The organism is Pseudomonas paraglycinae (genome assembly GCF_021601625.1).
Taxonomy (GTDB): domain Bacteria; phylum Pseudomonadota; class Gammaproteobacteria; order Pseudomonadales; family Pseudomonadaceae; genus Aquipseudomonas; species Aquipseudomonas paraglycinae.
This window is the reverse complement of sequence record NZ_BQHR01000004.1, coordinates 216,144-230,250: the sequence shown is the minus strand read 5'-3', so window position 1 is coordinate 230,250 and position 14,107 is coordinate 216,144. Positions and strand designations below refer to the sequence as shown.

Below are 14,107 nucleotides of genomic sequence, written 5' to 3'. Positions count from 1 at the left end.
AAAACTTCGTGCTTAATAGAAAAGGTCTTGTTCTCCAACGGATCAATTTCTATGTCAGCGGTACAGGGTCATTGGCGCGAAGTATCCAGTCAAAATTTGCCACCGGCAACTTATTTAAAACCGCAGATCAGGACTTCCAGTCAAGTGTTGATCATCGTCGAACGCGAGGAAGACTGGGCCTCGTATTTCCCCAGCGAAGACATCCTGACGGCCCAGGAATACCTTGAACAACCACCCGACAGCGAGCCGGGAAAACGGGTGCAGGTGATCAACCTGTGCCGCAGCTACAAGTATCTGGGGCACGGTTATTACTGCTCGCTGCTGGCTGAAGCGCGCGGGCACAAGGTGATTCCTTCGGTGCGCACCATCAGCGAACTGACGCGAAAATCCCTTTACGGTCTGGCGCTGGATGACCTGGATAAAACCCTGGAAAAAGCCCTCAGTCATCATCTTTACAGCGATACCGAAGGTTTTACGCTGACACTTTATTTCGGCAAAACCCATATCGAGCCGTTGCAGGATCTGGCCCGGCAATTGTTTGAAGTATTTCCGTGCCCGATTCTGTTAGTTGAGTTTCGCAGAACTAACGGATGGCACATCGAAGGCATAAAGTCCGGTGCCTTGCACAAGTTGCGTGACGATCAGGAAGATCAGTTCGCCAATGCGCTGGACGGTTTCAGCCGCAAGATCTGGCGCGTACCGCGTTCGCCGCAAGTGGCGCGTTATGATCTGGCGATCCTGCACGATCCGCAGGAGGCGTTGCCGCCGTCCAACGCCCGCGCACTGGAAAACTTTGTGCGGGTCGGCAAGGGCATGGGCATCGATGTCGAGCTGATCGAACGCAAGGACTATGCAAGGCTGGCCGAGTACGACGGCCTGCTGATCCGCGAGACCACCAGCGTCGACAACCACACTTATCGCTTCGCCAAGAAGGCCGAAAGCGAAGGTCTGGTGGTGATGGACGACCCGACGTCGATCCTGCGCTGCACCAACAAGGTCTACCTCACCGACCTGCTCAACAGCCATCAACTGGGCATGCCGGCTACGGAAATCCTGTACAAGGAGCGACCCGAAGACTTCGAACGGGTCGGCGAGCGCCTCGGTTTTCCGCTGGTACTGAAGATCCCCGACGGATGTTTCTCCCGTGGCGTGATCAAGGTTGAGAGCCAAGAGGCTTTGCTGGAGGCCACCGCCGAGCTGTTCGAACATTCGGTGCTGTTGCTGGCCCAGGAGTTTTTCTACACCGAGTACGACTGGCGCATCGGCGTGCTCAACCGCAAACCGATCTTCGCCTGCCAGTACTTCATGTCCAAGGGCCATTGGCAGATCTACAACCACAAGGCCAAGGGCCAGGACGTCAACGGCGAATGCCGCACGCTGGCGATTCACGAAGCGCCGCGCGCGGTGGTGGAACTGGCGGTGAAGACCGCCAACCTGATCGGCGACGGCTTGTACGGTGTTGACCTGAAACAGGCCGGCGACAAGGTGGTGGTGATCGAGGTCAACGACAACCCGAACCTCGACGCCGGCATCGAAGACGCCTACCTGCAGGACGATTTGTATTCGCTGGTACTGGAAGAGTTCGTGCGGCGTCTCGAACTCAAACGCCGCGGGCAGGCCTGGTGACCGGCCGATGATCAACAGCTTTGCACTGAATCACGGCGGTTTGCAGCGGGTCGAGCGACTGGACGCCGAGGTGATGCTGTTCAGCGACCCCGACGCCGCCGAGCGCGACTTGCTGCACAGTCACTTCAAACTCGATGAACACGCGCTGGCCTCGGCGCTGGATCCGGACGAGGTGTCGCGGATCGAGTTTCACCCCGATCACTTGTTTCTGATCTGGAAACGCCCGGAGAATTATTCCGGCGGCGGCAGCCTGGCGTTCGAGGTGTCGTCCTGCGGATTGCTGTTCTCACCGGGCCAGTTGCTGGTGATCGCCACGGACGACACGCCGCTGCACGGTGTCGGCACACGTCAGCCACTGAACACGCCGCTGGACGTGTTGCTGGATCTGCTGTTCAACAACATCCATCACTACCTCGGGCATTTGAAGGTGATCAAACTGGTCGCCCGGGAGTTGCAGCAGAAATTCAACGCCTCGATGCAAAACCAGCATCTGGTGCAGATGTTCAACCTCAGCGAAAGCCTGATCTATTACATCAACGCCCTTCACAGCAACGGCGCGGTGCTGACGCGGTTGCGCAATCACGCGGAAAAACAGCATTTCGGCAGCGAAGCCATCGGCCTGATCGACGACCTGATCATCGAAAACAACCAGTGCTACAAGCAGGCGGAAATCTATTCGACGGTGTTCTCCGGGCTGATCGACGCCCGGGGCAACCTGATGAACAACAGCATGAACAACCTGCTGCGCAAACTGACACTGATCAACGTGGTGTTCCTGCCGCTCAACCTGATTGCGAGCATCGGCGGCATGTCGGAATTCAGCATGATGACCGCCGGCACGCCGTGGTGGGTGTCGTACCCGTTGTTCCTGGCGGCGATGCTGCTGGGGGCGGGCGGGATGCTGTTCGGGCTCAGGCGTCTGGCGAAATGAAAACAGAATTCGCCATTGACTTGCCAGCAGCGCCCGGGCTAATTTCGGGGCCATGACTTCCACCGTACTGCGCTGCCAGCCAAGCATTATTACCGCCATTCCTCATTTGGCGGGCTAGCTCACGACTGCAGCACCCAACCCGCCCTAGAGGCGGGTTTTCATTTTCTGTCTCCGGGGTTCTGAATCAAACGTCAGGAGACGACCATGCGCTACAGCCCCGCCCAGCAAGCCCTGCTTGAGCAGTACGTGAAAAAGATCCTCGCCGCGCCGGTGTATGAACTGGCGGTGCGCACGCCGCTGCAACCGGCGCCGGCGCTGTCCGAAGCGCTGGGCAACCGGATCCTGCTCAAACGCGAAGACCTGCAACCGACGTTCTCCTTCAAGATCCGTGGTGCCTACAACAAGCTGGTGCAGTTGAGCGACGAGCAGAAGGCGCGCGGCGTGATCACGGCGTCGGCGGGCAATCATGCGCAAGGCGTAGCGCTGGCGGCGCGGGAACTGGGCATTGCCGCGACCATTGTGATGCCGGCAACCACGCCTGAGTTGAAAGTGCTGGGGGTCAGCAGTCGCGGGGCTGAGGCGCTATTGCATGGTGAAAGCTTTCCCTTTGCCCTGGCCCACGCGCTGCAAATGGCTGAGCAGACTGGGCGAACGTTCGTTTCGCCTTTCGACGATCCAGATGTGATCGCTGGCCAGGGCACGGTTGCGATGGAAATCCTGCGCGAGCATCAGGGCGCACTGGATGCGATCTTCGTCCCAGTGGGCGGTGGCGGGTTGATCGCCGGCATCGCGGCGTATGTGAAATACCTGCGACCGGAGGTGCGGATCATCGGTGTCGAGTCGGAGCACTCGGCCTGCCTGAAAGCTGCCCTGCAAGCGGATGAGCGAGTGGTGTTGCCCAACGTGGGCACTTTCGCCGATGGCGTGGCGGTGGCGCAGATCGGCGCTTACGGGTTCGAGGTTTGCCGCTTCTGCGTGGATGAGGTCATTACCGTCAGCAACGATGAGCTCTGTGCGGCGATCAAGAATATCTACGACGATACCCGCTCGATCACCGAGCCTTCAGGTGCATTAGCGGTCGCGGGCATCAAACAGTACGTGGCGCAAACCGGCGCACGGAATCAGACGTTCATCGCCATCGATTCTGGCGCCAATATCAATTTCGACAGCTTGCGCCATGTCGCCGAGCGAGCGGCGGCGTGCGGCGTTGTGGCTTGAAGTTACTCGGGAATGGCCACGCCAACCTTGTCCGAGGCCGACCAGATGCGGAAGCGCACTTCGACGTCCTGCGGTGCGTAGATCACGATCGGCAGCTTGCTGTTGTAGCGCACGGTGAAACCGTCACCGATCACCGGCACGAATGCGCGTTTTTTCTGGGTGCCGGGCGGGCAGGCCATCAGCGTGCTCATCGGGCCGCTGACTTTTTCCAGGCGGTAGAACGGATAACCCCAGCCTTCGAGGTTTTTCTCTTCGAGGGTGCCGCCCAGGCGTTGGCGGTTGCAGTCGACTTCGAGGGTCTTGCCAGCGAGGATTTCGACTTTGAAGTTTTCTTCCTGGGCCTGCTGCGGCAGGTGGATGACTTGGCGAGTGAAGCCCGCTTCGGCCTTCGGATAAGGCGCGGTGTCTTCAAGTTTGGCGGCGTGGGTGAGGGTGGACAGGCTGGCGAGCATCAGGCCGGCGGTCGCGTAAACAGTGAAATTTCCCATTGAAGCCTCCTGGCGGGTGTACGTTGGTTGACGGGCATTCTCACTGCCAAGGGCGATGAATGCAAACCGCCAGCCGCATGCAAATTGCAGTGCCTGCACAATCGAATCTTGCATTTTGCAACTGGCCAGTGGCCTGCCTTTTTTCCAAGCCTTTGATTTGCAAGGAGGTGAATGCAACCTGATGAAAGGCACGTTTTATGCGTTGATTTGGTGCGGCGCACCGAGTTCGGGCGCCTACACTCCAATGGGCATTTCGCAGTACAGCCGCTTGTCACACCCAGGGATTCAGCGGGGATACACCCGTGGGAAGCCGTGGCAACGGTCGACGTGAATACTTGATTGGCAGTCTCACAGTAAGGAGAGGTTTCGCCATGTTTCTGTCTGCCTTGGAACTCCGCAACATCATAGAAAGCAGTTTTCTACCGAAACGCTGCCAATGCACGCTGTCCCCGGATCTGTCGATGACCGTCAAGGTGTATGGCGATCACCAGACCGATCAGGTTGAGTTGCAGGTGAGTGGCATTGATGCCAGTCATTTGAACAGCTGTCGCGAAATCAACGGCCTGATCGCCGGATTGCGCTCGGATCTTGCGCAACAAACGGCAATCCATCATTCAGTGCCGCGATCCCGAGTCGTCTAACCGACTGTTTCACCCAGTTCGACCGTCACGCGCCGGGCCTGCAAGAAGCCAAGGCCCAGCGCGAACTCGACCAGCACCGCGAGCAGAATCCCGGGGCCGGCGTGGCCGTTGAGCCATTCAGCAAACCCCAGCACCGCCAGGCCAAAACAGCCGACGATAAAGCCGTTGCTCAGCGCATTGCGCGCGATCGACACCGGCGCGTTGCGTACCAGATAAAACATCACTCCTAACGCTGCAAACAGCACTGCGCTGCGCCGTGCGACGAATCCGGCTGCCTCCGAATACTCGATGCTCCAGATCGCCAGCAACATCTGTGGCGCCAGACCCCATGCCAGGGACAGCAGAAAACACAGGGAAAAGGTGATGGTCGAGAGCGTGCGAAACGACAACTGCATGGCGAATCCTTGCGGCAGTGAGGAGGGCCCCGAGCATACTCTTCGAGACCCGTGCTCGCCTACCGCAAAGCCGCAAATCAGAGCTTTCTGTCAGTTCTGGAAGCTGCACGCGTCAGATAATTTCCGGTAACTGATTTCTTCCGGTTTCCCGGTGCTGTCGAGGTACTTCATGTCGGCGGTGATGACCTTGCACTCCTGCGTCTGCGGCTCGGTCAGGGAAACCACTTTGGCGACATGCAGCGGCATGCCGTATTCATAGGGAACAGCCTTGGAGGTGTCATTGGCCTGGGCCAGCCCGGCAAACGCGGTGCAGACGAGGGCGGTGGTGAGCAGGAACGGACGAATGTTCATGATGGACTCCGGTGCGACGGAAATGGAGTTTGGCGGATTGCCAGCCAAACCTGCCGCACTCGGCGTCAGCCTGGGGCTGAGGGTGTGCGGTTCAGTAGAGTTTTTGACCGCGGCGTTAAGCGATGGTTAACCGGGCTGAACGCCGGCTGTCTGGGCGGGGATTGTTTCGCGGGGGAGACTCGGCGGATTCCTACAAGGGTGGATGCCTTGTCTGCTTTCGGGGGCTGGAGTGGGGCGGTTATGGTTTGGCGTCGCTGCAAAATCAGCGGCTTAGGTTTGGTCACCTGAAAAACTCGACACATCTGTGCCATGATTCGCGCCGCGGACACTCACGTCTTCGGAGTACATTGCTGTGGCGGCTGTGTGCAGGGGCGCCTTCGGGCGAGCTGATCGGGTTTCTCAGTTGACCAAGCCTTGCATACAGTCCGCCTCCCATCGTTTGGTCACGGTGTCGGCGGGTCATTGAAGCCTATCGAGTAATGACAATGCCAATCCTGAAACCAAGCTCCGCCCGCTATCTCCCACTCAACAGCGGCGTCACCGACAGCGCGCCGCTGGTCATCGACACCCAAGCCAACCCGAAAGACCTCTTCGAAGCCGCCGTGCAACGCATCCGCGCCGCCAGCGACCTGCTCGAAACCCTGCACTGCCTGTGCTTCAAACACGCCGACGTCCAGGACATCCCCCACATCACCCATGCGCTGTACCTGCTGACGCAGGATGGCAGTGATTTGCTTCAGGTTGCGCAGCAGAAAATGTTGAACTGGACCGCACCGGTCTGACGTTTCACCAGCGTTCAACGGGGGACGCGATGGTCCCCCGTTGAAGAAAAAACCTCAGCGACTACGGGTAAGGTTTCAGCTCAATCAGCGATTCGCCGGTTGCAGGAACGGGCAGCTCATCCGTTTCGAGGTAAGCATCCGACGGACCGTAAATCAGGTACTTGTGGACGCTTTCATGTCCGACGTTCTCGAATATCACTTGAGGGCTTTTCGAGCCGCTCAATACCCAGCGAGGACGGTTCCTTTCGGCAAACTCCACACGGTGTATCCGTCTGTCGCTTGTATCTCGAAAGAACAAGATGCCTTGTTGGTAGTTGGAGCTGAACTCGCCGGTAATCAGCAAGACATTCACGTCGTTGCCTATAGACACGCACTGCCAATCGACACGGCTGCCATTAGACGCGTCGGCATCCGCATACAAGAATCTGGTTTCGTGTTTCTGACTGATTTTGTAAACGTGAGAGTCGGAGAGGGGATGGCCCCGCAGCAGGGACACTCTGCTGTCGGAGCCGGCGAGATTACACTCAGCCACCGTCGTGAACGGTGGCTGATCGGCAAAGACATGAAGGCTTGATGCGATGAGTCCAGCCGCGATGACTGCGTTGCGCATCAAGCCGACTTCACAACCTGCTTCGGCGAAACAACGGTGCCAGGCTTGTCGTTGGCGGCCGGTGCTGGAATGACCGGCGGTAGAATCGCGATCCCGGTGCCGGCGCCCGGCGCGCCGCCGGTGTTGGCCTTCACCTCGGCACCGCTGATGGTCACACCACCGGCATCAACCTTGACGAAACTGCCGCCAGCCTTGGCCGTGAGTTCCATGCCACCTTCGATAACCACTTTGTCGCCAGCGTGGTAGTGAATCTCCGTGCCTGCTTCCACGAACTGCCCGGTGCCGACCTTCACATGTTGGGTCACGCCGACAGTCAGGTGATCGTTGGCGCGCATTTCGCTCTTGCGATCCAAGTGGGTGATGCGGTGTTCCTCGACCTTGAATTCACTTAAAACATTGGCCTCGACGGTGTCATGCCGTTCGTTGCCGACGCGGATCTTCTGGTCGTGCTCGATGTTTTCGTCCCAGTCGCGCTGGGCGTGGATGTAGATCTGCTCGACGCCTTTCTTGTCTTCGATACGGAACTCGTTGTAGCCCTTGCCGCCCGGTGAACTCAGGGTTTTGAAGGTGCTGCGGGTCTTGTTCGCCGGCAAGTCGTAAGGGACGACGTTTTCCTTGTGGTACAGGCAGCCGGTGACCAGCGGCTGGTCGGGATCGCCTTCAAGGAAGGTCACCAGCACTTCCATGCCGATGCGCGGGATGGCGATGCCGCCATAGGCAGCGCCGGCCCAGCCGCTGGCGACGCGTAGCCAGCAAGTAGTCTTGTCGTCGGCCTGGCCGTCGCGGTCCCAGTGGAATTGCACTTTCACGCGGCCGTACTGGTCGCAGTGGATTTCTTCGCCGGCGGGGCCGGTGACGATCGCGGTCTGGCTGCCGAGGACTTTCGGTTTCGGGTGCTCGAGGGCAGGGCGGTAGTGGGCGTCCCACGGGGTGGCCACGAAGCTGTTGCGGTAGCCCTGGTGGAAATCGCTCTTGTGGTCGGTGACGTCGCTGGTGACGTTTTCGCCCAGCACTTGTGGCTGCTTGCCTTCGTGGAAGATTTCCAGCAGCAGCCACAGGTCGTTCCATTCGGCGCGCGGGTGTTCGGCCAGGGTCATGAAGTGGCCGCTGGTCAGGGTCGGTTCGTCACCCTTGCCTTCGGCGAGTTTGTAGTCGCTGCGGTGGCGCTCCAGCGCACGGGTCGAGAGGAACTTGCCGCGCTCGCGCGTGGTGAAACGGCCGGGGTAGTCGTAGTCTTCCAGGTCCGGCATGAACGCGGATTTGGCCGCGCCTTCAGGCAGAATCTTTGGTTTCTCGAAATCATAATCGCGGCGGCTGACGCGGCTGGTACGGGTTTCCAGGCGCAGGTTGAAACGCTTGATCACCGGTTTGTCGGCGGTCATGCCCGAGTCTTGCTGGTAGTTGACCGGTTTCAGTTTGCGGAACACGGTCTGGTCATCGCCGAACACCAGTTTGTGGCCGCTGCTGCTGTGCTGGAAGTGGAAGTGGATGCCTTCCTCTTCGCACAAGCGCTGGATGAAATGCAGGTCGGATTCGTCGTACTGCACGCAGTAGTCGCGTTCCGGGTATTCGGCGCTGAGCTGGAAGCTATAGGCGTTGGCCAGAACCCCGCGATCTTCCAGAACCTGGGCAATGATCTTCGGCACCGTCAGTTGCTGGAAGATCTGCTGGTCATGGTTGTGCCGCAGGTAGGCCAGTTGCGGCACCAGACTGATGCTGTAACGGGTCAGGGTCTTGCCGGAATCGCCTTGCTCGATGCGATACACCAGACCGTGAATCTTGCCCTCGCCGGTGGCGCCGAAGGTCAGGCAGCCGGGCTTGTGCAGGAGTTCTTCAAGTTTGAGGTCGGGGCGGGCGCTGACCAGTTCGATGTCGAAACGGAACGGCTCGTTGAGGGCTTCGCGACCGGTGAAGCTGAGGACTTGCAGGTCGGCGGAAGCGCCTTCGAGCGTGAGGGTAATGTGGGTAGCGTTGGCGTCCAGCATGCCTTGATTTCCGTCCTTTGGATTAGCGTGGGCGGATGGTGCAGGATTAAATCGCCTCGTTCAAGGCGCAAATGCCGTAGAGGCAGTGGTCAGAACCCATAGGGAAAACCCTTAGGCCCACGGTTTGGCCCAGTAAAACAGGCACTTGCGGACGAACCAGTCTGTCGCGAACGCCGAATACCGCGTCCGGGAACAACCAGTCAGTTTCAGACTAAAGTCGCCTGTAGCACGTCAAAGCCATCTGCCATCATTGCCGTTCACCCCCGCGTGTTCACTGCCTCCCGGTTCTTTATCGATCCGGGACGGGAGCTATTTCTGGTTGTTTGCGCCTATGCGCAATCGTTGTTCTGTTGGAGTTTTCAATGCGTCCCCCATTTTCCCTCATCACCCCGCGCCAGTCGCTTGGCTTCGGAGCCTTTGTGCTGTGCGCCGGTTTTACCGCACAGGTCCAGGCCAGCGGTTTTTTCGAAGACACCACGGCGAAGATCGAATCGCGCACGGTGTACTTCAACCGCGATTTCCGTGACGGGCACACCTCCAGTGATCAGGGCGCGTCCAAGCGCGAAGAGTCGGCGCAGGGTTTCATTCTCAATCTGCAATCGGGCTACACCGAAGGCACCGTGGGTTTCGGGATCGATGCGCTGGGCATGGCGGGTTTCCAGCTCGATTCCAGCCCGGATCGCAGCAACAGCGGCCTGCTGCCGTCCAGCGGCGACAACCCGCGCGGTTCGAAAGGTCAGTACGCAAAAATGGGCCTGACCGCCAAGGTCAAAGTCTCGGATACGGTGCTGAAGTACGGCGCGCTGCTGCCGGATCTGCCGCTGCTCAAGTACAACGACGGCCGCCTGCTGCCGACCATGTTCAACGGTGCGATGCTGACCTCCAAAGAGGTGAAGGACCTGACCTTCATGGCCGCGCGTCTGGACAAGTACACCGCCCGGGACTCGACCGATTCGCAAGACATACGCGTGCACTGCAAGAACAAGCGTTATGCGTGCAACACCACCGCCGATCATTTCGACATGTACGGCTTCGACTACAAGATCAACGAACGCCTGACCGCGCAGTATCACTACGCCGAACTGGAAGACATCTATCGCCAGCACTTCGTGGGTCTGCTGGCCAATCAGCCGCTGGGTGACGGTGTGTTGAAAGCCGATCTGCGTTTGCTGAAAAGCGCCGACAGCGGTGATGCGAAAGCCGGTTCCATCGACAACCGCGCGTTGAGCGGCATGCTGTCCTACGGCATCAGCGGTCATACCTTCAGTGCCGGTTGGCAGCGCATGAACGGTGACAACTCGATGCCGTATCTGGATGGCAGCAACCCGTATCTGGTGAACTACGTGCAGGTCAACGACTTCGCAGCTGCCCAGGAGCGTTCCTGGCAGCTGCGTTATGACTATGACTTCAAGGCGATCGGCATCAATGGCCTGAGCTTCCTGACCCGTTATGTGAACGGCGACCATATCAAGGTTCCGGGGAGCGATCAGGAAGGCAAAGAGTGGGAACGTGACAGCGAGCTGAAGTACGTGATTCAGAACGGGACGTTCAAGGACGTCAGCCTGCGGTTGCGTAATGCGACTTACCGCACCAACTACGAGAAGTTCGCCCGGGACGTGGATGAGACCCGGTTGATCCTGAGTTACAACTTTTCGGTGTTGTAACCCATCGGTCGGCGGTGTTTGAACTGACGCCTTCGCGGGCAAGCCCGCTCCCACAGGATCTACGTCGTTCTCTAAAGTTGTGGTTACCGTAGATCCCTGTGGGAGCTGGCTTGCCAGCGAAGGCGTCCTTAAGAGCGCTGAGGATCAGAGCCAATGCCAGAACCGGCTCCAGAACCCGCGATTCAGATCATCCTTGCACGCCGCGTATTGCTGACCGTACATGTCCGAGCGGTTCTGCACCTTGCGCGCCACCGGCATCAGCCACGCCTTGCTGGCATAAGTCTTCTGGCGGAAACCGCCCCAGCCTTCGTGGTAATTGAGGTATTGGTTGTAGGCGTCGTACTTGTACACGCCGTTGATCGAGGTGGTCTTGTCCATGTACCAGCCGACGAAGTCGATGGCGTCGTCGAAGTCCTCGCGGTCGGCGCCATATCGGCCGGTGCTTTTCTGGTAGTCGGACCAGACTTCATCCTTGGCCTGCGCATAACCCGAGGCTGTCGTGACGCGACCCCATGGGATCACCCACAGCAGGTATTTGCGCGGCGTCTTGGCGTCATAGCGGTAGCCGGACTCCTGATACATGATCGCGAACGGCACCTGGATCGGTACGCCCCAGCGCTTTTGCGTGACTTGCGCCGCGTCGTACCAATCACTTTTTTCGCGGAAAATCTCGCAGAGGTTTTCCGGCGAACGCGGCGGCGATGTTCCGCAACCGGTCAACAGTGCCGCCAATACCAACAGTCCAACCGTGCGCCGCGAATTCAAAAGCCGTCATCCCGTCGTGCAAAAAAGGGCGCCAGTCTACGCGGTCAGGTCAACTGGTGGCGATAAGGCAAATCCGGACCTGTTTTACTGCATGTAAGGGCGGCGGCCTGTACGGCAAACCTGAGCATGCCGTCGATCTGCTCGCGGTTAAGGTGCTGAACACCTTCCACCGAATCCAGTTCATGTTCGGTCAGCCAGGTGATCAAAGCGGCCTGGAAGGTATCGCCGGCGCCGACGGTGTCGGCAATCTTCACCGAGCTTGCCGGCACCGACCATGAACCGTGGGCACGGCTGAACACGGTCGCGCCTTCACCGCCACGGGTCAGGAACACGACCTGGCAGCGATGCTGCAACCAGCCTTCGATGACGCGCGCCGGATCTTGTTCGGGGTACAGCAGGCTCAAGTCTTCGTCGCTGACTTTGATCAAGTCCGCCAACGGCACCAGCGTAGCGATTCGTTCGCGCCACAGGTCGATGTTCGGCTCGGGGTTGAGGCGCACGTTCGGGTCGAGGCTGATCAGGCGTTTGCCGCTTTCACGCTGCACCAGCGCAAGCAAGGTATCGGCAATCGGCTGCACCACCAGTGAGAAGGAACCGAAGTGCAAGCCGCGCACTTCAGGGCCCAGCGTCGGCAGGTGCGCCAGGCTCAACTGGCGGTCGGCGCAACCCTCGCCACGGAAGCTGTAATGCGGCGAGCCATTGGCGCCCACCGCGACCATCGCCAGGGTGGTCGGCGCGGCGAAATCCACCAGGTAATCCGGGCGTACGCATTCATCCTGCAGCACTTGCTGCAAGCGCCGGCCGAGGTAGTCGGTGGACAACCCGCCAAACAGCGCCGAATCCACGCCCAGTCGGCGCAAACCCACCGCCACGTTGAACGGTGAACCACCGGCAATCGCCTTGAAATTGACTTTCGATGCCTGCCCGCCGGCATCGTCTTCGCTGAAGAAATCGAACAGCGCTTCGCCACACACCAGGTACATAGTTGTTTGCTCTTTATAAGGTTGCGACATGCAGTCGATAGCGTTCATAGGCCTGCTGGAACGCCGCAACATTCGCGGCAACCGGCAGGGTTTCACTGTTCAGGTCGAGCTTCACGCAGCGCTGGCACAGATCGGCCAGGGTGTCTTCGTGGCCGTTCGACCACGACTTGCACCACGCCGCCTGAATCGCCGCGCCAAGGGCGGCGGCTTCGCTCTGCTCGGTGCAGATCACCGGGGTGTTCATGATGTCGGCGACGATCTGCCGCCACACCGCGCTTTTCGAACCGCCGCCGATCAGGCAAATGCTGCGGCTTTGTAAACCATTCTGGCGTAGCAGATCCAGTCCATAACGCAGGCCGAAGGTGGTGCCCTCGACGGCGGCGCGGCACAGATTGGCCTGGGTCAGGTTATCGATCGTCAGGCCGTGCAGGCTGCCGGTGGCGTGGGGCAGGGGCGGCACGCGTTCGCCGTTGAGGAACGGCAACATGCTTACGCCTTCTGCGCCGATCGGGGCCTGGTCCACCAAGGCATTGAAGGCGTCGAGATCGAGGTTGAACAGTTCGCGGATCGCGCCGGTGGCGTTGGTCAGGTTCATGGTGCAGATCAACGGCAGCCAGCCGCCGCTTGACGAACAGAAGGTCGCGACCGACGCGTCCAGGCTGACCTTCGGTGCCTCGGCGTAGGCGTACACCGTGCCGGAAGAACCGAGGCTCATGGTGATCGCCCCCGGCTGAATATTGCCGGTGCCGATGGCGCCCATCATGTTGTCGCCGCCACCGCTGGACACCAGTGCGTTGGGGTTGATGCCCAGTTGTTCGGCGACCGCCGGCAGAATTGTGCCGACCGTTTGATGGGCATCGATCAGCTCTGGCAGCGCGGATTGCAGACGACCGCTGGCGTCGATGTCGCGCAGCAGCTGCAGATCCCATTGACGGGTGCGCACGTTGAAATAGCCGGTGCCGGACGCATCGCCGTATTCGCTGCATGCACGACCGGTGAGCCAGAAATTCAGGTAGTCGTGGGGCAGCAGAACTCGCGCGATGCGCGAGAACACATCCGGATGCTGTTCCTTGGTCCACAACAGTTTGGAGACGGTGTAGCCCGGCGCAATGACCACGCCGAGACGTTCCAGCGAGCCTTGTTCACTGCCCAGGTGAGTCAGCAGGCGATCGTTTTCAGGCGTGGTTTCGGTGTCGCACCAAAGCTTGGCCGGGCGTAGGACCTGGCCTTGATCGTCGAGCAGCACCAGGCCGTGTTGCTGGCCGGAAACGCCAATGCCCTGGATCGACTGGCCGTCGACATTTGCCGCCAATAAAGCGCGGCGGGTGGCGAGGGCGAAGGCTTCCAGCCATTGCGCGGTGTCTTGCTCGCGACGGCCGTTGGCGCCGCTGATCATCGTGTGGGCGGCGGCGCCCTGGCCGAGAACCTGACCGCTGACAGCGTCGAGGATGATGGCTTTGGTGCCTTGGGTGCCGCAGTCGATGCCGAGGAATAGTTGTTGGTTGTTCATGAGTGAACCTGTTGATTCGCGGTGAAGATCAAGGGCCACCCCTCACCCCAGCCCTCTCCCCAGAGGGGAGAGGGGGGAAAGGGAGCAGATTTGTATCGGTTTCAAAACCTGAGTTCGACTCAAAACGTTCAGGTCGATGTACCTCAACAGTGCGCCTC

14 protein-coding genes and 1 pseudogene are annotated in these 14,107 nt (G+C 59.6%); 7 read left to right on the top strand and 8 right to left on the bottom strand.

The genetic code is table 11. The features are described from left to right. Positions 1-51 precede the first annotated feature (51 nt). The 3 genes and pseudogenes from L6D82_RS07790 to ilvA form a co-directional block, all read left to right on the top strand. The gene (locus tag L6D82_RS07790; RefSeq protein ID WP_134019833.1) at positions 52-1,626 is read left to right on the top strand and encodes a RimK family protein; all 1,575 of its coding nucleotides are present in this window, start codon (positions 52-54) and stop codon (positions 1,624-1,626) included. A 7-nt stretch (positions 1,627-1,633) separates the two neighbouring features. After that, complete coding sequence (locus L6D82_RS07785; RefSeq protein ID WP_085683743.1) at positions 1,634-2,557, top strand: magnesium transporter CorA family protein; 924 nt, start codon at positions 1,634-1,636, stop codon at positions 2,555-2,557. 204 nt (positions 2,558-2,761) lie between these two features. After that, positions 2,762-3,751: pseudogene (gene ilvA, locus L6D82_RS07780) on the top strand (threonine ammonia-lyase, biosynthetic); the annotation flags it as partial. A gap of 26 nt (positions 3,752-3,777) precedes the next feature. Here ilvA and eco read toward each other — a convergent pair. Beyond that, positions 3,778-4,263, bottom strand: coding sequence for a serine protease inhibitor ecotin (gene eco / locus L6D82_RS07775; protein ID WP_085745761.1), 486 nt, complete (start codon positions 4,261-4,263; stop codon positions 3,778-3,780). A 371-nt stretch (positions 4,264-4,634) separates the two neighbouring features. Here eco and L6D82_RS07770 point away from each other — a divergent pair, with 371 nt between their 5' ends. Beyond that, a complete protein-coding gene (locus L6D82_RS07770; RefSeq protein ID WP_085745760.1) occupies positions 4,635-4,904 on the top strand; it encodes a DUF1652 domain-containing protein in 270 nt (89 codons plus the stop codon). Here the strand turns inward: L6D82_RS07770 and L6D82_RS07765 are convergent. Further along, positions 4,901-5,299, bottom strand: a complete 399-nt coding sequence (locus tag L6D82_RS07765) for a hypothetical protein (protein WP_085745759.1) — start codon at positions 5,297-5,299, stop codon at positions 4,901-4,903. The genes L6D82_RS07770 and L6D82_RS07765 overlap by 4 nt on opposite strands. A 90-nt stretch (positions 5,300-5,389) precedes the next feature. After that, on the bottom strand, positions 5,390-5,650 hold the full coding sequence (locus tag L6D82_RS07760) for a DUF2790 domain-containing protein (RefSeq protein WP_236188610.1): 261 nt from the start codon (positions 5,648-5,650) through the stop codon (positions 5,390-5,392). Between L6D82_RS07760 and L6D82_RS07755 the strand changes: the two genes are divergently transcribed. Together L6D82_RS07755 and L6D82_RS07750 are read left to right on the top strand one after the other, a co-directional pair. After that, on the top strand, positions 5,643-5,780 hold the full coding sequence (locus tag L6D82_RS07755; RefSeq protein ID WP_176240475.1) for a hypothetical protein: 138 nt from the start codon (positions 5,643-5,645) through the stop codon (positions 5,778-5,780). The genes L6D82_RS07760 and L6D82_RS07755 overlap by 8 nt on opposite strands. 355 nt (positions 5,781-6,135) lie before the next feature. Continuing rightward, positions 6,136-6,432, top strand: a complete 297-nt coding sequence (locus L6D82_RS07750; protein WP_085745757.1) for a hypothetical protein — start codon at positions 6,136-6,138, stop codon at positions 6,430-6,432. Positions 6,433-6,493: 61 nt separating this feature from the next. Here L6D82_RS07750 and L6D82_RS07745 read toward each other — a convergent pair whose 3' ends face one another. Then, positions 6,494-7,042 carry a hypothetical protein gene (locus L6D82_RS07745; RefSeq protein WP_085745756.1) on the bottom strand — a complete coding sequence of 183 codons (549 nt, stop codon included), beginning with the start codon at positions 7,040-7,042 and terminating at the stop codon, positions 6,494-6,496. Further along, entirely contained in the window at positions 7,042-9,027 is a 1,986-nt protein-coding gene (locus tag L6D82_RS07740; RefSeq protein WP_236188609.1) for a type VI secretion system Vgr family protein, read from the bottom strand. Before L6D82_RS07740 ends, L6D82_RS07745 begins: the two co-directional genes overlap by 1 nt. Positions 9,028-9,389: 362 nt before the next feature. Between L6D82_RS07740 and L6D82_RS07735 the strand changes: the two genes are divergently transcribed. Then, positions 9,390-10,691, top strand: coding sequence for an OprD family porin (locus L6D82_RS07735; protein WP_236188608.1), 1,302 nt, complete (start codon positions 9,390-9,392; stop codon positions 10,689-10,691). 144 nt (positions 10,692-10,835) lie between these two features. On the opposite strand, the gene L6D82_RS07730 is transcribed toward L6D82_RS07735, so the two are convergent. From L6D82_RS07730 to xylB, 3 genes are read right to left on the bottom strand one after another with little or no spacing between them, the layout of a single operon-like run. Then, positions 10,836-11,456, bottom strand: a complete 621-nt coding sequence (locus tag L6D82_RS07730; RefSeq protein ID WP_236188607.1) for a transglycosylase SLT domain-containing protein — start codon at positions 11,454-11,456, stop codon at positions 10,836-10,838. A 44-nt stretch (positions 11,457-11,500) separates the two neighbouring features. Next, complete coding sequence (locus L6D82_RS07725; protein WP_236188605.1) at positions 11,501-12,439, bottom strand: carbohydrate kinase family protein; 939 nt, start codon at positions 12,437-12,439, stop codon at positions 11,501-11,503. 13 nt (positions 12,440-12,452) lie between these two features. Continuing rightward, positions 12,453-13,949 carry a xylulokinase gene (gene xylB / locus L6D82_RS07720; RefSeq protein ID WP_236188604.1) on the bottom strand — a complete coding sequence of 499 codons (1,497 nt, stop codon included), beginning with the start codon at positions 13,947-13,949 and terminating at the stop codon, positions 12,453-12,455. Positions 13,950-14,107 lie beyond the last annotated feature (158 nt).